Here is an 18,946-nt window from a genome sequence, read left to right as displayed (position 1 = left end):
CGGCCGGTCACCCCGGCGTCGCGTGTCGCGGGTGAGGTCCCGCGCGCCCGGTCGCGGGGAATGGGATCAAATGGTCTGGTACGTCTCCTGTGCCGCGTACGGAGAACGGAGGTGATCTCTGTGACGCACGGCGATTCCGGCCGGCAGGTGGACGAACAGGCGGCTTCCATGCTGGAGGCGCTGTTCACGCGGTCGCCGATCGGACTCCACCTGCTGGACGCGGACCTCAGGGTGGTGCGGGTCAACACGGCCACCCCCTTCATGCGGGACGTGTCCCTGTCCGAGCTGAGAGGACGGCCCCTCCGCGAGGCATACGACATGGTCGACGACGACCTGGAGCCGCTCCTGCGCGAGGTGCTGGACACCGGGGTGCCCCTCCTTCAGCACATCGTGCCGGCCCTGGTCCACGGCAACCCGCCCCAGCGTCGGCAATTCGAATTGAGCGCGCTGCGTCTGGCGGGCCACGGCGAGTCGGCCCTCGGAGTCGCGGTCACCTCGGTCGACGTCACCGAACGCGAGCGGAGCCGCGCCCGCAGCACAATCCGCGACGCCGTGCGCGGACACGTCGGACGTACCCTCGACCCGGTCGTGACCGGCGAGGAACTCGTCTCGGCCGTGGTGCCGGGCTTCGCCGACATCGCGATCGTCGAGGTGGTGGACGCGGTGCTGCGCGGTGACGACCCGCCGACCGCCCCGTTGCCCACCGGCACCCCGGTGATGCGGACCGCGTTCCGCAGTGCGCGGGCCCACCCGCCGCAGGCCCACCGGGTGGGAGACATCCGACGGCTGCCCGCGCCGACGCCCTTCACACAGGCCCTGGCCGATCTGCGTCCGCGTGTGGTGGAGCTGCGCCCGACAGATCCGTGGCTCGCTCACGATCCGCCGGTGGCGGAGGCGATCCGCGCGTCCGGTGCCCACTCCCTGCTCGCCGTGCCGCTCGTCGTGCGTGACGCCCCGCTCGGCGTGGTCAGCCTGTACCGCACGGGTGACGCACTGCCTTTCGACGAGGCCGACCGGGACCTGGCGGCAGAACTGGCCGCGCATACCGCGCTGTGCGTGGACAACGCGCGCCGCTACATGCGCGAGCACACCATCGCGGCCACGGTCCAGCGGCAACTCCTGCCCCGCCGGCCGGAGACCCACACCTCCCTGGAGAGCGCCTACCTCACGGTCACCGGCGCCGATCCGGGTGCGTGGTACGACACGATCGCGCTGTCCGGCGCCCGCACCGCCCTCGTCGTGGGCAACGTCTCGGGACGCGGTCTGCACGCCGCCGCGACGATGGGCCAGCTGCGCACCGTCGTACGTTCCCTGGCGGCCTTCGACCTCGCTCCCGACGAGCTGCTGGCCCGCCTGTACGACACGGCGGGCCAGCTCGCCGCCGAACGTGCGCGGCTGCCGCTCGGCGACCCGCCGCGCCGGGAGCCGCTCGCCGCTGAGTGTGTCTACGCCGTCCACGACCCGCTGACCGGCACGTGCACGCTTGCTGCGGCGGGGCCGCTGGCGCCGCTGCTGGTACGCCCCGACCGCAGCGTGGCCCTCGTCGACGTGCCCTCGGGCCCCCGGCTCGGCACGCCGGAGGGCGCGCCCTTCGCGGCCACCGACGTCGAGGTCCCGGACGGCAGCGTCCTGGTGTTCACCAGTGACCCGCTCCTCGCCGGGTATCTCGCCGAGTCCTCGGGGCCGCTGTCCGCGGCGCCGGACTTCTCCGACCGTCCGATCCAGGAGCTCTGCGACGCCCTCGTGTACGGACTTCCGCAGGGGCTCGGGGCCGGCGACGCGGCGGTGATCGTCGCCCGTACCCGGGCCTTTCCCGCCGACCGGTTCGTGGCGTGGCCGCTCGATCCGGCCCCGGAGGCCGTGGCCGAGGCCCGGCGCCGTACTCGGCGGCAGCTGGCCGAGTGGAACGTCGACGAAGAGACGGCCTTCAACACCTCGCTGATCGTGAGCGAGCTGGTCACCAACGCCGTACGGTACGGCAGCCCGCCGCTCGAACTGCGGTTGATCCACGACCGCACCCTGACCTGCGAGGTGCGGGACGCCGGATCGGCCGCCCCCCATCTGCGGCACGCCGACACCGTGGACGAGGGTGGCCGGGGCCTCTTCATCACCGCGCAGCTGGCCCAGGCGTGGGGGACGCGGTACACGACGTGGGGCAAGGCGGTCTGGACCGAGCAGGCCAAGCCCCTCCCTCTTTGACGGCGGCGTGTTCGCCGACGAGAAGGTCACGGCGATCCGCGCCGCGGGTCGGCACGCACCTCGGGAGCCCTCCGCCGTCATGCCGGGTGGATGAGGCGGCTCTCGTAGGCGAAGATCACGGCCTGTATCCGGTCGCGGAGTTCGAGCTTTTGCAGGATTCGCCCCAGATGGGACTTCACGGTCGCCTCCGCGAGGTACAGGGTGGCCGCGATCTCGGTGTTGGACAGGCCGCAGCCCACCTGGAGGAGCACCTCGCGCTCACGGGCGCTGAGCCGGCTCAGCCGCTCGTCAAGGTCGGCGCTCCCGCCGTCGGGGATGTGCGGGCGGAGGTTCTCCAGCAGGCGGCGGGTGATCCGCGGGGAAACCACCGCGTCGCCCGCGGCCACGCTGCGTATCGCGGCGAGCAACTCCTCCGGCCCGGTGTTCTTCGGCAGGAAGCCCGAGGCTCCGGCGCTGAGCCCGGCGAAGGCGTATTCATCCAGGTCGAAGGTGGTGAGGATCAGCACTCTGGTCCGCGGGGAGACCCGGATGACCTGCCGGGTCGCCTCGATCCCGTCGGTCCCGGGCATCCGGACATCCATGAGGACTACATCGGGGCGCAGCTCCCGGGCGAGGCGTACGGCCTGGACGCCGTCCGCGGCTTCGCCGATCGGTGCCATGTCGGGCTGGGCCTCCAGCACCGTGCTGAAGGCCATGCGCAGGAGCGCTTCGTCGTCGGCGATCAGGATGCGGACCGTCATGCGGACGCCGCTCCGCCGCTGCCGAGGAAGAGGCGGGTATGGACTCCCCATCCGCCGCCCGGAAGCGGTCCGGCCCGCAACTTCCCCCCGTAGGCGGCCGAGCGCTCGCGCATGCCGGGGATGCCGTGGCCGGACGGTGTGGAGCCGGTAAGCGGCAGGTGGGGGCCGTTGTCGGCGACGTCCACGGTGACGGTCTCGGTCGAGCACTGTATGTGGACCTTCGCGTGTGTGCCGGTGGGCGTGTGCTTGAGGGTGTTGGTCAAGGCTTCCTGTACCAGGCGGTAGACGGTCAGTTGTGCGGTGGCGGGTATGCGGGTGTGGCCGCCCTGGACCTCGACGTGGGTCGGCAGCCCGGCGGCGCACATCTGGTCGGCGAGGGCGCCCAGCTGGGCGATGCCGGGCATCGGGTGGCGCTCCGCGTCCGGTTCGTCGGTCCGCAGGACGCCCAGCGAGCGCCGCATGTCGGTCAGGGCCTGCCGGCCCGTCTCGGAGACCTGGAGCATGTGCGTGGTCGCCTTGTCGGGCGACCGGTGCTGCGCGTAGACGGCGGCATCGGTGAGCGCGACCATGACGGACAGGTTGTGGGTGACGATGTCGTGCATCTCCCGGGTGATGCGTGTCCTCTCCTCGGCGACGGCCAGACGCGCCTGCTGGTCCTGTTGCTGCTCCAGGCGTGCGGCGCGTTCCTCCAAGGCCGCGAGGTAGGCGCGCGTGGTCCGCACATTCACCCCCAGGACGGCGGCGGCGACGACCGTCGCGGTCAGCGCGACGAAGGGGGCCAGGAACGCGCCTTCCGTCGCCCAGCGCAGACAGGCCAACAGGGCCCCGCCCTCCACGACGGCACCGGCGACAAGCGCACCGCGCCGGCCCGAGTTCGCGGCCGCCGTGTAGAGAGCCATCAGCAAGGCGATGTCCGCCGGCAGTGGCATGTCCATCAGCCACTGGACGAAGGCCGCGGCCGCCACGGCGCCGAACACCGTGAGCGGGGCCCGGCGCCGCCACACCAGGGGCAGCGCAAGGGCGGCGGTGAGGGTCCCGGCCACCGGCAGTTCGTGCGGCGGGCGCGTGGTCATGATGTTGAGCAGGAGAAGCGCAGGCAGCAGCGAGTCCCGCACCATGGGCGGCAGCCGGAGGCCCCAGCGTCGTGCGGCTCTCACCAGTCGCGCCCCTCGCACGGCGGCCAGGTCGGCGTACCCCGTCGGCCGTACGGCCGTCCGCGTCCGTCGCACGCGGTCCCGGTGGCGCACCAGGTGGGCCTTGCCGGGCTCTGCGGCCGCCTCGGTCATCACACGTCCCTGTCGATTCAGCGTCATGATGCCCCGGCCGGGGCCACCACCACCGGGTACAGCCGGAGCCGAGTCGAGTACGGGGAGCGCACACCCCGCGCTCCCCGGCGTGAACGTCGGCCCTGTCACGGTATGCCGCGGGATCACCCAGCACATGAGTCCACCGTCTGACGGCACGACGCCGATGTACGACCGCAGGAGGAGTCCCATTACCTTCCGCGGTCGCAATGCGGCCGTTCACCAGGCGTGCTCGATTGCGACTCCGGTCGCACAGCCGAGGCGCCTGGATGCGACTCCGGTCGCAGAGGGGACATGCCTCGAACTGCGACTCCGGTTGCATGCGATGGCCACCCGGGACCGATGTGGCGTCGCGTGTCCCGCCCTGAGGATGGCCGGGTGACCGAGATCATCGCGGGGCTGTACATGTCCCCTCCGGAGCTTCTTGCCGTGCCAGGTGCCGTCGCGTTGGTGGTGGCACGCTGGCTTCCTCCCGCTGCCCGTCCAGGCGTCACGATCGCGGCGGGGGCGGTGTCCGTGCTGTCCGCGATCGTGCTGAGTTTCGTCGGGATCCGCTGGCAGATGCTGCCGGTACTGGCAGGAGCCGCCGTCGCGTCGCCGTTCGCTCTCTTCCCCCTGCTGAGACGCCGTACCGGACGGCCGGCGTGGCGGGCCCGATGGTGGCTGGCGTTGCCGGGGTCGGTGGCCTGCGTCGGCCTGATCGCCACGGGCCCGGTGGCCGCCTGGGCCTTTCCCGTACCCGTGTTCCCCGAGCCGTCGGGCCGTTTCGCGGTCGGCACGCGTGTGGTGCAGTGGACCGACCCACGCCGCCCCGAGACCTTCACGGCCGATCCGGACGACCGGCGCACGGTCGTGGTCCAGCTCTGGTATCCCGCGCGGAAGAGCCCCGCAGGCACGCAGCGGGCCCAGTACCTCGGACGGACGGAGCACGAGGCGCGCACCGTCTCCGGCGCCCTCGCCCACGGGGTCGGCCTGCCTGGCTTCCTGGTCGACGGCGTCCCACGTGCCCGCACCCATTCCGTTTTCAACGCCCCGGTGGCCGACGGGGGCGGACGGTTCCCGGTCGTGCTGTTCTCTCCCGGATCGGGCGGAGTGCGCACCCAGAACACCGCCTGGGCGGAGGAACTGGCCAGCCACGGCTATCTCGTCGCCGCCCTCGACCACCCGTACGACTCCGCGGCCGTCGTCCTCACCGACGGTCGAACCCTTCACACCAGGACCGCCTCCACCGGCGACCGGGACGAGGACGACAAGCTCGCGGCCGGCTGGACGGCTGTTCGGGCCGCCGACCTCAGCTTCGTCCTCACCCAGCTGGACCGTCTGGGCCGGGGTGAGATCGCCGGCCCGCTGACCGGACGCCTGGACACCGGCAGAGTCGCGGTCACCGGCCACTCCATGGGTGGTGCTGCCGCCCTGCAGGCAGCCCGGCAGGACCACCGGTTCGATGCCGTCATGGATATGGACGGCTACCCTCACGGCCCCACCTCTGCCTCCCTCCACCAGCCGACGCTCGCGCTCACCCAGGCCATCACCTCGGGAACCGACCCGCACTACCTACCGCGCCTCACCAAGGCTCTCGAGCTCAGCACCGCGACGAGCTACCGGCTCACCATCCCCGGCGCCGCACACCTCACGTTCATGGACGGCCCCCTGTACCTGCCGCCCGTGCCCTCGATAGTCGGCTCCCTGGGCCGCACAGAGGGCCCGCACGTCGTCGCCGCGACCACTCTCGCCTTCCTGGACACCACCCTGCGGCACGAACCCGGTGACCTGGCCGACGTTCTGTCGGCCTACGGCGACCTCAGCGTCCACCACCCGGACAACGGCTGATGGCCGGCCGAGCCGCGTCAGCCGACGCCACGCCTCGGGCCGTGACGAGACCGGCTTCGCGGTCATGGAGGGATCCCTAGCAGGCTCGAATGCCGACCCCAGTAGGGCGCTCAGGGGTTGAGGGCCTGCTCGAGGGTGGGGTGGCAGGTGATGAGAGCGTCGATGCCGACCAGCTGCAGAACGTGCAGGACGGGGTTCTGGGCGGCGGCGACGCGCAGCCATCCGTCGGCGGCGCTGACGGCCTGGTGGGCGGCGACGAAGACGTTGATGCCACTGGAGTCCATGAAGGTCACGCCGCCGAGGTCCACCACGATCCGCGACGGCCGCGCCCCACCGTCCTCTCGGAGCAGGGCGTCGCTGAAGACGCTTTTGACGTCGTGGTCGATCTCGCCCTGCACGGTGACCACGCGCACGCCGTCGACGGTGCGGTGTGCGACGGAGAACCGATCGGGCCGGTCCGCTTGCTCGATGTCGCTCACCGTCTCCTCGACTGCGTTGGGGCCTGCCCCGGTGCAGGGCGTGCACCGACGATTCTGCCCCACCACCAGGACCCCATGCCCCCCAGACGACCATGTCCAATAAAATGCCTCTGGCATGGAAGACGGGATCGGGGGTAGTGGCGCGCTCGTGAACACTGAATGAGGGCGACGCCCGAGGCACCCCACGACGACGATGACGGCCGTCCCGAGCCGGATGAACACCTGAGCCGCGCCGGTTACGCCCTCGGTGGTGACGCCGGCTGCATCGCCGACGCCCGCCGGCACGCCCTCGCCTTCCTCGACCAGGCCGAAGCCGACCATCGCCTGTCGGTGCCCGCCCGCACGAGGGACCTGACCCAGCTGGTGGTCAGCGAACTGGTCACCAACGCCTGCAAATACGCCCCCGGCCCGGTCCTGGTGGAGCTGCGCATCAGCACCCGCGCCGTGGACGTCGTCGTGTGGGACAGCGCCCCCACGGTGCCCGCGGCCCGGGCCGCCGATCCCGACCGGATCGGCCAGCACGGCCTGGAGATCGTGAAGGCCGTCGCCGAGACCCTCGTCATCGAGCAGAGGTCGGTCGGCAAACGCATCACGGCCCGCATCCCCCTGCTCGACACCCCGACAGTGACGTCACCGCCCGTCTCCTGAAGGGCGGCCGGTCTCCTTCCGGCACCGTGCGATGCGTGTCGGAGCCCTACCGGCCGATCGCGGCCGACACGGGTTGCACTGTGTTGGTCGACGGTCCGGGCGCCGGCTCACCCAGGTGCACGGTGGTGCTCGACGGTTATCGGGTGGCCCCTGTCGGCCCCTGAACGGCGTCGATCACGCTGTCCACCACCTCGGTCAGCGGCTCGGATGCGTCGATGATCGTCGCGCCAAGGCTTGCGTAGAGCGCTCGCATCCGGGGATTCCACTTCAGGGCTGCTGCGAGCTCTTCGGGATGCCGGCCGAAGGTGTTCGTGGTGCGGGTCGCGAGCCGGTGGCGGAGGGTGTCCTCGTCGATCACCAGGCACACGATGAGGTCGAAAAGATCACGGACGTCCGCCTCGTTCTCCGCCGACCCGCACAAGAACGTGATGCGGGCGCGGGACTCCTCGACGAGGGTCTCCACGCGCTCTCGGACGATCGCCCATCCGTAGCGGTTGAGCCAGCCCCCGGGAACCGGATCCGGGGGATCCACCACAACCTCGCCACTGGCTCGGTCGATCCAGTGGCAGAAGCCGTCCTCGTCGGCGTCGAGTGCAACGTGGCCACGCGCTCGCAACACCCCGCAGACCGTGGACTTGCCAGTCCCTGAATTGCCCGTCACCCACACCAATGTCACGCCGTCAGCGTAGACATGACCACCCGGGATCGTGTTGTGACCGCGCGAGTCGCCGGGTTGCGCGGTCAGGCTGCCGCGCCGACCGATCGGCAAGCGCAGCGCGGCCCGCATCCCCCGCCCGACTGTGACCGGACTGTCTCGCCCGGGCGCAACTGGCTTTCTTCGGGGGGCCGTTGATCGGCGGTGGCTTCGGCCTGTCAGGTGCGGTCGTGGAGAGTGACGTGGTAGCCGTCGGGGTCGGCGAAGGTGAACGTCCGGCCGAAGGGGCCGTCGATCGGTGCGGAGACGATGGTGTGACCGTCGGCGACGAGAGCATCGTGGATGGCCTGGACGTCGGTGGCGTGGAGCCAGATCGCGGCGCCGATGCCGGGCTGCGCGACGGATGTGAGATCGGTGCCGGGAACGACGTCGCGCAGTGCGAACGCGATCGGCTTCGTCTCGAAGACGACGGCGTGCGGAGGTCCGGCCTGTGAGCGGACGAGACCGAGGTACTGCTCGTAGAACGCCTGCGAAGCGTCGAGGTCGCGCGCCTGGAGCGAGATGAAGTCGGGGCCGGTGGCGGGCATGATGATGCTCCTTCTCTTCGTGTCAGATTCCTGACACGGCTCAACGTATGTCAGAATCCTGACATGAGTCAAAAGGGTGTCGGCGTCGACCTGGACAAATCACTGGGCTACCTGCTGAAGGAGGCTTCGAGCGCCCTGCGCGCGGCGATGGAGGAGGTGCTGCGGCCACTCGGGATGAGCGTGACGCACTACTCCTGCCTCGAGCTGCTGGCTCAACGGCCGGGCCTGTCGAACTCCGAGCTCGCGCGTGGCGCGTTCGTGACGCGGCAGTCGATGAACGTGCTGCTCCAGACCCTGGAGCGAGACGGTTACGTGACCAGGCCTGCGGAGGCGCCCGTCGGGAAGGCTCTTCCCGCGCGGCTCACGCCTCGCGGCCGACAGAGCCTGGAGAAGGCGACCGTTGCGGTCCGGTCCGTCGAGGTCAGAATGCTGTCCGGCATGACCGAGACCGAGCAGTCAGGCGCGTTCCGGATCCTGCAGAGCATGATTCATTCCCTGCGCGACGGCGGTGATGGCGCATAGCTCGGCCTCGTCGGTCAGCGGTGTGGGGGGATGTCGGTGTGGAGGCGGATGGTGGTGCCCTGCTCTCGGGTGGAGCGGATTTCGACCAGGTCGCAGAGCTGGTGGGCGAGCCAGAGGCCGCGGCCGCCGACCTGGTCGGTGGTGGGGCGGGTCCGGCCGGCCATCACGTCGGAGATGTAGCCGGCGTCGCGGAACTCGCACACGAACGTCGCGTCCTGGGTCCAGGTGCGCAGGGTGCCGCGGCCTCCGCCGTGCCGGATGCTGTTGGTCGCGATTTCCGTGACGGCGACGGCCAGCTTCCCTTGCTGATCCTCTGGCACGCCGGCGTCCGACGAGCACTGGGTGACCTTCGAGCGGACGGCGTTCAGGTCACCGTGCGTGTAGCTCAGCTCTTGATAGGGGCCGCATGGGTCGTTCAGGGCCTCGAAGGGATAGTCCGCCGCGGTGACGTAGGCCTCGTTGCGCGCGTAGTGGCCGTCCTGGCGGATCAGGGGGTGGCAGCGGGACAAGGACCGCAGGGCGCCCTGGTCCTCGTCGGAGTCGTCATAGGGACACAGCATCGACCAGGCGGAGCTGCGAGCGAAGGCCCGGTTCAAGAGCCACTCGTGATACTGCAGCTCGGAGAGGTGTGCGGCGCTGCGGGCCTCGCGCCAGGCAGTCTCTCCGATGCCCCGTACCGGCCTGTCGCCCTGACCGCGCTCCTGCATCCAGGCCACCCAGGCGCCGATGAGACGGCCGGGGTTGGGTCCCAGAGTCGTGGTGTCGACGAACGTGACGGCGGGCTCGTCGGCGAGTTCACCGCGCAGCAGCGACACCTTGTCCAGAGGGACGGCGACGACCACGGACTCGCCGCCTTCGATGGCCTCGTGGATGTAACTCAGGGTTCCGGACAGGAACTGCTCCTCACCCCGATAGGGGTAGAGCTCATGGCGGAACGCAGGCTCGGCCTGGTCGGACGGCTCGGAGGGCAGGATCACGGTCATGCGGCCATCACCACCGGCATACCGGCGCTCGCATAGCCGGCGAGTTCCCAGCACAGTCGCACGGTCTCGTTGGCGCCTTCCACGACGATCCGGCGCTCCGGCAGATGACGGGCGGCGTCGACGAGCGCGTGCATTCCGGCGGCGTCGATCATGTCCAGGGTGTCGAAACGCAGTTTCACGCTGGGGGAGCCTCGTAGGGCCGCCCGTACCGCCGCGTTGAACGCGTCCGCGCACTCCGAGTCGATCACTCCGTCAACGCTCCAGCTGTCGGCACCCGTGCTGAACATCCGGAAGGCCGGACGTTCAGCGCGTATGCCCATCTCGTGCGGGTGCACACATGCCACGTGTTCCAGCGTAGGCCCGTCCCACTGGGACGGCTTGAAGGCGCACACCACGATGGCGTTGCTCTCCGAGGCGAACTCGTCGAGCCTGAGCTCGTGAGCCACCAGCTCCTCGGCCCCGCTGGGCGCTGCCGCAGGCACCGGCTCGGTCAGTACGCGCACCGAACGGTAGCCCTCCCGGACGGCGGTACGCGCTTCCCGGCGTACCGCGGCCAGGACGGCGTCAGGGTTCGCGACACGCGGAAAATCGAGGATCACCGAGGCGGAGGGCACCGCCTCACGCGGAAGCCCGGAGGCCGTGCCGGCGGAACCGACAACGACGATCTTGTCGCCGTACAGAGCGCCGTCAGCCACATAGGCGAGCACATCCGCAGGGGTCGCGGCGGCTGAATCCGTGTGCCAGCACACATGGTCACCCAGCTCGACGTCATCGAACGTGGCCAACGCCCGAGCCGTTCTCACCTGGTCTCCCTATCGACTTTCCGAATCGACTGTCCGACATCCTCGGCTACAGAGCCTACTGGGCCGACCATGGGTCGTGAGGCCGATTGGAGATCATCCCGGCGTACACCACCGACTCACGTGCTCCGCCTCTTCCGCCTCCATACGCTTCCGCAGCAGAGCTGCGGCTCGGTACGGTCCGTGTTCTGCGGCCGGCCGTTGTCCATGGTCAGCCCGTCTCCCCCTTCTCGTCGTCGACGATCTCGGCGTCCACCACCTCGTCGTCCGATCCCGGGGCGCCCGGGGCCTGCGCGCCCGGGGCCGGCGCGCCCGTGGGCTGCTCTGTGCGCGACTGCTCGTACAGTGCCGTGCCGATCTTCTGTGCCGCCTGTACCGCCCGGTCCATGGCCTGGCGGACCGCCGCGGTGTCCTCGCCCTTGAGCTTCTCCTTGAGGTCGGCCAGCGCCGTCTCGGTCTCGGTCTTGGCGTCGGCCGGGATCTTCTCGGGGTTGTCCTTGATGAGCTTTTCCGTCGAGTAGACGAGCTGCTCGGCCTGGTTGCGGGTCTCCGCTGCCTCCCGGCGCGTGCGGTCCTCCGCCGCGTGCTGCTCCGCCTCCCGCACCATGCGGTCGATGTCGTTCTTCGGGAGCGCCGAGCCGCCGGTGACGGTCATCCTCTGCTCCTTGCCGGTGCCCAGGTCCTTCGCCGAGACGTGCATGATGCCGTTGGCGTCGATGTCGAAGGCGACCTCGATCTGCGGGACGCCACGCGGCGCCGGCGGCAGACCGGTCAGCTCGAACATGCCGAGNCAGCCGGGACAGCTCCCCCAGGTCCTTCGCCGAGACGTGCATGATGCCGTTGGCGTCGATGTCGAAGGCGACCTCGATCTGCGGGACGCCACGCGGCGCCGGCGGCAGACCGGTCAGCTCGAACATGCCGAGCTTCTTGTTGTAGGCCGCGATCTCGCGCTCGCCCTGGTAGACCTGGATCTGCACCGACGGCTGGTTGTCCTCGGCCGTCGTGAAGATCTCCGAACGCTTCGTCGGGATCGTCGTGTTGCGCTCGATCAGCTTGGTCATGATGCCGCCCTTGGTCTCGATNCTGGTTGTCCTCGGCCGTCGTGAAGATCTCCGAACGCTTCGTCGGGATCGTCGTGTTGCGCTCGATCAGCTTGGTCATGATGCCGCCCTTGGTCTCGATGCCCAGGGACAGCGGGGTCACGTCGAGGAGCAGGACGTCCTTGACCTCACCCTTGAGCACACCGGCCTGCAGGCTGGCGCCGACGGCGACGACCTCGTCCGGGTTCACGCCCCTGTGCGGGTCCTTGCCGGTCAGCTCCCTGACCAGGTCGGTCACCGCCGGCATCCGCGTCGAACCACCCACGAGGATCACGTGGTCGATGTCGGACACCTTGATCCCGGCATCCTTGATCGCGCTGTGGAACGGCCCCTTGCAGCGCTCCAGCAGGTCGGCCGTCAGCTGCTGGAACTGGGCGCGCGTGAGCTTCTCGTCCAGGTGCAGCGGGCCCTCGGCGGAGGCGGTGATATAGGGCAGGTTGATGTTGGTCTCCGAGGAGCTGGAAAGCTCGATCTTCGCCTTCTCCGCCGCCTCGCGCAGCCGCTGAACGGCCATCTTGTCCTTGGACAGGTCGACCCCGTAGCCGTTCTTGAGCTGGGTGACCAGGTGGTCCACGATCCGCTGGTCCCAGTCGTCCCCTCCGAGGTGCGTGTCACCGTTGGTGGCCTTCACCTCGATGACGCCCTCTCCCATCTCCAGCAACGACACGTCGAAGGTGCCGCCGCCCAGGTCGAAGACGAGGACTGTCTGGTCGTTCTCCTTGTCCAGCCCGTAGGCCAGTGCCGCAGCCGTCGGCTCGTTGATGATCCGCAGGACGTTCAGGCCGGCGATCTCACCGGCCTCCTTCGTCGCCTGACGCTGCGCGTCGTCGAAGTAGGCCGGTACGGTGACGACGGCGTCGGTGACGTCCTCCCCGAGGTACGCCTCGGCGTCCCGCTTCAGCTTCTGCAGCACCCGCGCGGAGATCTCCTGGGCGGTGTACCGCTTGCCGTCGATGTCACCGTGATCCGGGAACCTCCACGCGCGGTCGCCCGCGTGCCGCTTGACCGAGCGCGCGGTGCGTTCCACGTTGGTGACCGCCTGCCGCTTGGCGACCTCGCCCACGAGAACCTCTGCGTTCTTGGCGAAGGCCACGACGGACGGCGTGGTCCGTGCTCCCTCCGTGTTGGTGATGACGGTGGGCTCGCCGCCCTCCAGGACCGAGACCACCGAGTTCGTCGTACCGAGGTCGATACCGACCGGACGCGCCATCTGAATCTCCCTCCTCGTCCCTGCCCTGCCTGCCAGGGCCTCGTTCACCTGCGGGGGTCTCCTCGGACCGGACCGCGCGCAATGGCGGTTCGGGGGCCGTGGTGCCGAGCCCGACGACGAACCTGCGGGGCGGCCGCGGAAGTGCCGGAGCCGGCGGAAGTGCCGGAACCAGGGGAGACTCGACCGGGCTGAGGTGCTTCCAGTCGCACGCCGTCTGGTCGTGGGCCGCGCCGCGCGGGATCGCGCAGCGTCTCGTCCGCCGAGCGCAGCTGAACGGTCCGTTCCGCCGTGACGGCACCCACCCGGGTGTCGGGACGCAGCTCCCGCACCTCACGCCGGTAGGCGGAGACGATCACCCCGACGGTGGCCGAGGGCTCCGTCCCCGGCACCGCATACAGGTCCGGCACCTCCATCCAGGCCACCTCCTCGACCGCTGTGAGCTGCGATTTCGGACCAACCTGCCTATAAGCAGGGATAAAACTTGAGTGCCCTCTTGTCAAGTCCAGGTGGTGGGCGGGCAGCGTCCCGGCCCGGACGGGAGCGTTCAGGGCGCGGATACGGGTGCGCCGTCTGCGTGCAGGCCGTATCGCCGCAGTCCGGCGGCTTCCTCGGACCGGCCTTGCAGTTCAAGGAGATGAGCCAGTTCGCGGGCTGCGTGGAAATCGCCGGCATCGACCCGGGCGCGCAGCTCCTGTTCAAGGCCCAGGTCCACAAGCAGTTCGGCGAGTCTGCTGCCGGCAATGGATGTTTTGAGGCCGTCGGTCCCGTCGGCCAGTTCCCGTAGCTGCTCCACCTCGCCTCTGTCTCGGTAGAGATCGGCCAAACGGGCCAGCATGTCGAGGTCGCCCTCGGCCCGACGGCGCAGTGCCTCCACGTCGCCCTGACGCGCAAGAACACCGGACAGCACTTCGCTCATCGTGGCCTCACCCGCGTCCGCACGTCGCTGCAGTTCGTCGATACGTCCCGTCTCGGCGAGCAGCTGGGCGTAGCGTCGAATGGCCTGTCGCGGGGCTGTGCCGAGGAGAGCGCGCAGAGTGGGGGTGGGCTGTCCATCAGAATCCAGTTCCGTGAGCCACCAGCGTGCGGAGGCGTCGTCTCGCTCTGCGAGGGCGGTTAGCCGGCTGCGGTCTTGCCGACGAGAGAGCAGGCGCGCCAGGTGCCATTTGGCTGAAGCATGGGTGCCGGCCAGGGTTCGCAGTTCGAGTTCCTCGTCCTCGTCGGCGAGTAGCTCCGCCAGGCGCCATACCGGGTAGAGGTCGTCCTCCCCGGTATAGACGCGCAGGACGGACATCGCGTCCTGATGCTCTCCTTGAGAGATGAGATCTTCCGCTGTGAGCCACAGTGTGTGCACGTCGGCGCTGTCCGCATGGCTGCGCAGAACGGCCACGGCCTCTGAGATCTCTCCGCGCTGAGCCAGACCCCTTGCCGCCCAGGCGGCAGCATCATGGTCCGAGTTTTCCGCCCGCTCTCGCAGCTCCTCGAAGCGTCCCTGTTCGAAGTGCAGTGCGGCCAGGCGCCAGGCGGCGTTGTGACGGCCCGAGGCAGGATCCGGGGCTTTCACCTCGACTGCGCGCTTCAGCAAGCGCTCCGCGTACTGGTAGAGCAGCCGGTTCTCGGCACTGTCCGCAAGTCGGCGCACGTCCGCAGGATCCCTGACATGGTCCAAGACCGCGTCCCACAACGAGGCGGGCGGTCTGACCGTACGTCTCCGCACGGTGAGGTGCTGCAGGAGAAAGTCGGCCAGGACGTAACCGTCCACGCGGCCCATGCTCAAGCCGTCGACGGCTACGGGCACGAGTGCAGCCGTCGCTCCGTGGAGCAACTGAGTGGCGTAGGCCAGGGAACGTTCGAACCAGTTCGGCGGAGCCGCGGCCCTGTCTTTGGCCTGGCAGTATCCAGGTGCCGCAGCAGACAGGAGTGGAGCCGTCAGCACACTGCGGAACCCCAGCCGGGTGGCGTCGACAGCAGCACAGAGTAGGGCGCGAGCGTAGGGATCCGCGTTCTCCCAGCGCCGCACGAGCATCGGAACGGCCGCAATGGTCTGGGGGAGACCATATTCCGACGAAGCCAGAAGGGCTGCGTGGATGCGGGGGTCGTTGCGGGCCAACTGCTCGGCCCTGGCCGTTTCCGAGGCGGTGAAGGTCTCGCTGATATGAACGACTTCCGCGAGCTGCAGAATCTCGCGCTGCACGCTCGTCAGGTCGGGATGATCGTGTACGGGGGATCGCATATAGGCGCTGTAGCGGTCCGGCCAGAGCGTCGCTATCAACACGACGGGGTGTGACGCTCTCTGGAGCAGCGAACGGACGGTCACCAATGACAATCCATCAAGATAGCGCTGCAGTTCATCGAGCCAGATCACGGTCTGCTGCGGAGGATCTTCGGCCAGTGCGTCGATTTCCGCCGTACTCACAGGATGCACCAGCCACCAGTCCGCCAGCACAGCCTGGAGGGCCTCGAAGGCCGAACGGGTCTTGCCGACCGAAGAAGCCCCCACCAACAGGATGAATCCGCCTGACTGCGACGCCGCGGTGAGCTTCGCGCGTACGCCGTGCGTCGAGAGATCCGCGTCGCGCAGAACGTACTCGCACACAGCCCCTGCGGCGCCGTCGACCTCGATCGCAGCGTGCACCCCGAGATGGCGCGGTTGAGTATCCCGCACCCGCATCGCGTTGCGCCGAGGTGGGACATCCGTATGGATTCGGCCCCACGCGGACAGCCACGCGGACGTCTCGACCCGAGGCACCCCACACACCGCCAGGTAGATCTCCAAGGTCTGCCGTGAGGTCCGGCCTTTCAACAGGTCGCTGAGTGTGCTGGAAGGAAGCCGCCGCGGACCACCGAGCGAGAGAGGAAGGCGACGCGCAGCCTTGTCCAATTCGCCGAACGAGCGACCACACCGCAGCCGGTTCATTGCCGCTGCCCACTCGACGACAGTGTGCAGGCGTGCTGGATCTGGCACAGCCCCGTCTGCTCGTTCAGCCAAGATCGACGCCTCCTTGAGGACTGTCCGCCCCGCTCCGCCGGAGACCACCGGACATCAGACGGCGAGTAGAGAATGCCGGATACGTACCCCGTCCGACTGCACAACGCTCGTCAGAAGGCCGGAGAGTCGTCCGGGCCTGTCCGCTCTTGCTGCCGGACACCGTTGCCTTCATCCAGTCTCGCTGACGCGGTCCGATCCGGGCCGACAGCCGACAGCCGACAGCCGACAGCCGACAGAATAGGAACGGCCATGCAGAACCTCCTGCAACTTGCGCCGCTGATATGCGGTTTGTGCAACCTCGCTGTGACCGTGATGGAGACGGCCCGCTGGTTGAAGCGGAGCCGCGGGGCGACAATCTGATCCTCCTCCTCGCCGAGGGCACACGCGGGTGCGTGTGCCCTCCCGCTTCTTGTAACAGGTCAGGGCAGCGGCGATGGCAAGGCTTCGGGCCATGCCGGTCGTTGCGGACCACGTAAGGATCTTGAGGCCACGAGCAGCCCATGGCAGGCTCATGCCGCATGATCGATGAATTCGCGAAAGGCAACCTGCACGGGAGACTGCGGCGGGACCGCCAGGCGCTGCTCTGGAAACTCGACGGCTTGTCCGAATACGACGCCCGCCGGCCTTTGACAGCGACCGGGACCAACCTCCTCGGCCTGGTCAAACACGTGGCCACCGTCGAGGCCAGGTACTTCGGCGAGGTCTTCGACCGCCCTTCCCCGGAACCGCTGCCCCGGTGGCAGGACTACAACGGCAACGACCTGTGGGCGACCGAGGACGAGACCCGCGACCAGATCATCGGGTTCTACCGGCGCACGTGGGAACACTCGGACGCGACGATCAACGAGCTTTCCCTCGACGCCCCCGGCCACGTGCCGTGGTGGCCGGAGCCTTGTCCCAACACGAACCTGTTCGCCGTCATGGTCCATGTCCTCGGCGAGTCCATCCGCCATGCCGGGCACGCCGACATCCTGCGCGAGGGCCTCGACGGCCGGACCGGGGTACGCGCCGAACACGAGGAGGAGATCGACGAGGAAGCCCGCGCGGCCTACTGCGCGAAGATCGAGCAGGCCGCCAGGTCGGCCGCACCGGTCAAGGCCTAGAGGTTGGGGGGCGGCCAGCCGAGGCCCTATGCACCTTCAGGGTCTTCGGCATCGAGTGCCTCCAACGTGTCGCCGATCCGGATGAGGTCTCCCGTGGAAAGCGCGGGTGGAGTCCAGTGGTGTGCGCGTGCGTGGTCGACGAAGCTCTCGTCCAGCGGGACGTGGTAGCGCTCGACGTAGTGAGCCAGGTCCGAGTACCAGAACCACTCGCCGTCGGTGAGCAGCTCCAACACACCGATGAACTCGCTGCTCAGGGCGTCATGGACCGATGATCCGGTGACGGTAAGGACCGCTCCTGATCGGAGGTAGCGCACCAGCATCTCCTCGTCCGGCGCAGCGTGGTCGCGGACCGAGTCGCGGAGTGCAGGGCCGTCGGGGCGACCATGCGCCAGTTCCTGGAACTCACCGAGGAACCGGTCGTAGGGAAAGGGTTGGCTGGCCATGCGCGGAAGCCTATGCAAACCCTGTCGGCTGGTTACGCCGCCGGTGGAGCTTCAGCGGCAGTGGGAGGAAACGCCGATTGTCCATCGAACAGGTCGTGTTGCTGCAGGCAGTGACAGAGCTGGGCGAGCATGCGTTTTAGCGATTCCGTCGGTCGGCAGCGTGCCGGTCGACGAGGGCTTCGATCGTGTCGGGACCGCAGACCAGGGTGGGATAATCCTGTCCTCTCCGGTACGCCTGGTGACGCCACGTCTATCGGATCGCACCGACGAGGAAGACGAAGGATCGATGACGCTGAACGTGGGCCAACGGGTGCGGCTGGCGACGGATCTCCGGTTGGCGGGGTCGGTGACCCCGGCCGAGGAGCCCTCGGAGGAGGCGGGTGCCTTCGCCGCCTCCTTGGCCCTGGCAGCAGGCATCGAGGGCACTGTCGAGCGTGTGGACGAGCACCACCGGCAGCAGAGCCACGAGGTCCGTGAGTATCTGCGCCTCAAGTCGCTCCTCGACGACTTCGGCCACCAGATGCCGCCGGAGAGCAGAAGGCAACTGGAGGAGCAGGTCGGGGCCTTGGAAGAGCAGTGGGTCGCCTACCAGCGACGGATGTTCCGCGTCACGGTCCGCGTCCGCCTCGACAACGGATTCGTCCTCGACGACGCCCCCGAGGAAACGTTCACCTCTGCCTGACCACGCGTCGCGGCGATCGCGTTTCACGCGCGGTCCGTCAAACGAGCGTGCAGGAGTGGACAGCGGCCAACAGCACCCGCTCGGCGAGCGGCAGGCACCATGGACGGCCGATTCGCCGCCCGTCGCCGCCCCGCTCCCGTACCACGTCCAGCCGGCTGCTGGGGCCGGCCGGGTGAGTCGTCTCCCTGCGCCGCGGAGCACGGCGATCGGAAAACCGCTGCTGAAGGACGATCCCGCCGGTCAGACGGCAGGCTCTGGCAGATGACCGAGGTGCTTGATGACGCGCTCACGCAGGAGGAGGTACTCCTCCCAGCGCCGGGGCAGACGCCCAGGCGGGCGTTTGACGACACGGACTGCGGTGATGGTCTGGCCCTCTCGGAACTGCTCGCGGGTCAGATCGAGCTCCACACCACTGGGCAGTCGATTCCACCAGTGGAATCCGTGCTGCTCCCCGCTGCAGTGGACCTCCCCGACGGTGAGGTCGCCGCCGAAGATGTCGTGGACGATCAAAGCCGTGATGTCACAGTGACCCCACGCCGGGTTGCCGGACTGCCACGCGGCGCGAGCGACGTCGTCCGGGGAACAGGTGTCGGCGGCCCAACTGGCTCGCAGCGCTTTGTCGATGGCCATCAGGTTCCAAGGGATCATGCCGCCAGCATCGCAGCCGCCACTGAC

General features: G+C 69.1%; 17 protein-coding genes and 3 pseudogenes. 6 read left to right on the top strand and 14 right to left on the bottom strand.

The features are described 5' to 3' along the window. Positions 1–111 precede the first annotated feature (111 nt). Positions 112–2,199, top strand: a complete 2,088-nt coding sequence (locus ASD48_RS17455) for a SpoIIE family protein phosphatase (RefSeq protein ID WP_242432631.1) — start codon at positions 112–114, stop codon at positions 2,197–2,199. A gap of 77 nt (positions 2,200–2,276) precedes the next feature. On the opposite strand, the gene ASD48_RS17450 is transcribed toward ASD48_RS17455, so the two are convergent. Next, complete coding sequence (locus tag ASD48_RS17450) at positions 2,277–2,939, bottom strand: response regulator transcription factor (RefSeq protein ID WP_057602578.1); 663 nt, start codon at positions 2,937–2,939, stop codon at positions 2,277–2,279. After that, a complete protein-coding gene (locus ASD48_RS17445; RefSeq protein ID WP_079073814.1) occupies positions 2,936–4,225 on the bottom strand; it encodes a histidine kinase in 1,290 nt (429 codons plus the stop codon). The genes ASD48_RS17450 and ASD48_RS17445 overlap by 4 nt, the downstream gene beginning before the upstream one ends. A gap of 360 nt (positions 4,226–4,585) precedes the next feature. On the opposite strand from ASD48_RS17445, the gene ASD48_RS17440 reads away from it, so the two are divergent. Further along, the gene (locus ASD48_RS17440) at positions 4,586–6,073 is read left to right on the top strand and encodes a dienelactone hydrolase family protein (RefSeq protein WP_057602577.1); all 1,488 of its coding nucleotides are present in this window, start codon (positions 4,586–4,588) and stop codon (positions 6,071–6,073) included. Positions 6,074–6,183: 110 nt separating this feature from the next. Here the strand turns inward: ASD48_RS17440 and ASD48_RS17435 are convergent, their stop codons facing one another. Then, a complete protein-coding gene (locus tag ASD48_RS17435; protein ID WP_057602576.1) occupies positions 6,184–6,552 on the bottom strand; it encodes an STAS domain-containing protein in 369 nt (122 codons plus the stop codon). Between the two features lie 159 nt (positions 6,553–6,711). Here ASD48_RS17435 and ASD48_RS17430 point away from each other — a divergent pair, with 159 nt between their 5' ends. Beyond that, entirely contained in the window at positions 6,712–7,200 is a 489-nt protein-coding gene (locus ASD48_RS17430) for an ATP-binding protein (protein ID WP_057602575.1), read from the top strand. 136 nt (positions 7,201–7,336) lie between these two features. Here the strand turns inward: ASD48_RS17430 and ASD48_RS17425 are convergent, their stop codons facing one another. Continuing rightward, on the bottom strand, positions 7,337–7,987 hold the full coding sequence (locus ASD48_RS17425; RefSeq protein WP_157880643.1) for a hypothetical protein: 651 nt from the start codon (positions 7,985–7,987) through the stop codon (positions 7,337–7,339). A gap of 86 nt (positions 7,988–8,073) precedes the next feature. Continuing rightward, a complete protein-coding gene (locus tag ASD48_RS17420; RefSeq protein ID WP_057602573.1) occupies positions 8,074–8,442 on the bottom strand; it encodes a VOC family protein in 369 nt (122 codons plus the stop codon). 63 nt (positions 8,443–8,505) lie between these two features. On the opposite strand from ASD48_RS17420, the gene ASD48_RS17415 reads away from it, so the two are divergent. Next, on the top strand, positions 8,506–8,964 hold the full coding sequence (locus ASD48_RS17415; RefSeq protein ID WP_057602572.1) for a MarR family transcriptional regulator: 459 nt from the start codon (positions 8,506–8,508) through the stop codon (positions 8,962–8,964). Between the two features lie 14 nt (positions 8,965–8,978). Here ASD48_RS17415 and ASD48_RS17410 read toward each other — a convergent pair whose 3' ends face one another. The 6 genes and pseudogenes from ASD48_RS17410 to ASD48_RS17395 form a co-directional block, all read right to left on the bottom strand. Then, complete coding sequence (locus tag ASD48_RS17410; protein WP_057602571.1) at positions 8,979–9,947, bottom strand: sensor histidine kinase; 969 nt, start codon at positions 9,945–9,947, stop codon at positions 8,979–8,981. Beyond that, on the bottom strand, positions 9,944–10,732 hold the full coding sequence (locus tag ASD48_RS17405; RefSeq protein WP_242432630.1) for an MEDS domain-containing protein: 789 nt from the start codon (positions 10,730–10,732) through the stop codon (positions 9,944–9,946). The genes ASD48_RS17410 and ASD48_RS17405 overlap by 4 nt, the downstream gene beginning before the upstream one ends. A 226-nt stretch (positions 10,733–10,958) precedes the next feature. Beyond that, positions 10,959–11,537, bottom strand: a pseudogene (locus ASD48_RS41980) (Hsp70 family protein); the annotation flags it as partial. Position 11,538: 1 nt separating this feature from the next. Next, positions 11,539–11,829, bottom strand: a pseudogene (locus ASD48_RS45230) (Hsp70 family protein); the annotation flags it as partial. Between the two features lies 1 nt (position 11,830). Next, positions 11,831–13,057, bottom strand: a 1,227-nt coding sequence (gene dnaK / locus ASD48_RS17400; protein ID WP_282438195.1) for a molecular chaperone DnaK, incomplete at its 3' end; no start/stop codon positions are given. A gap of 544 nt (positions 13,058–13,601) precedes the next feature. Then, entirely contained in the window at positions 13,602–16,043 is a 2,442-nt protein-coding gene (locus tag ASD48_RS17395) for a hypothetical protein (RefSeq protein ID WP_157880642.1), read from the bottom strand. A gap of 518 nt (positions 16,044–16,561) precedes the next feature. Between ASD48_RS17395 and ASD48_RS17390 the strand changes: the two genes are divergently transcribed. Continuing rightward, entirely contained in the window at positions 16,562–17,146 is a 585-nt protein-coding gene (locus ASD48_RS17390; RefSeq protein WP_057602568.1) for a DinB family protein, read from the top strand. A 26-nt stretch (positions 17,147–17,172) separates the two neighbouring features. On the opposite strand, the gene ASD48_RS17385 is transcribed toward ASD48_RS17390, so the two are convergent. Beyond that, complete coding sequence (locus tag ASD48_RS17385; RefSeq protein ID WP_057602567.1) at positions 17,173–17,589, bottom strand: hypothetical protein; 417 nt, start codon at positions 17,587–17,589, stop codon at positions 17,173–17,175. Positions 17,590–17,875: 286 nt separating this feature from the next. Here ASD48_RS17385 and ASD48_RS17380 point away from each other — a divergent pair, with 286 nt between their 5' ends. Further along, positions 17,876–18,271, top strand: coding sequence for a hypothetical protein (locus ASD48_RS17380; RefSeq protein ID WP_057602566.1), 396 nt, complete (start codon positions 17,876–17,878; stop codon positions 18,269–18,271). A gap of 55 nt (positions 18,272–18,326) precedes the next feature. Here ASD48_RS17380 and ASD48_RS45225 read toward each other — a convergent pair. Further along, positions 18,327–18,413: pseudogene (locus ASD48_RS45225) on the bottom strand (IS5/IS1182 family transposase); the annotation flags it as partial. 98 nt (positions 18,414–18,511) lie between these two features. After that, on the bottom strand, positions 18,512–18,919 hold the full coding sequence (locus ASD48_RS17375) for a hypothetical protein (protein WP_057602565.1): 408 nt from the start codon (positions 18,917–18,919) through the stop codon (positions 18,512–18,514). Positions 18,920–18,946: the final 27 nt, after the last annotated feature.

The organism is Streptomyces sp. Root1310 (genome assembly GCF_001426425.1).
Classification (GTDB): domain Bacteria; phylum Actinomycetota; class Actinomycetes; order Streptomycetales; family Streptomycetaceae; genus Streptomyces.
This window is presented reverse-complemented; position numbering and strand designations above follow the sequence as displayed.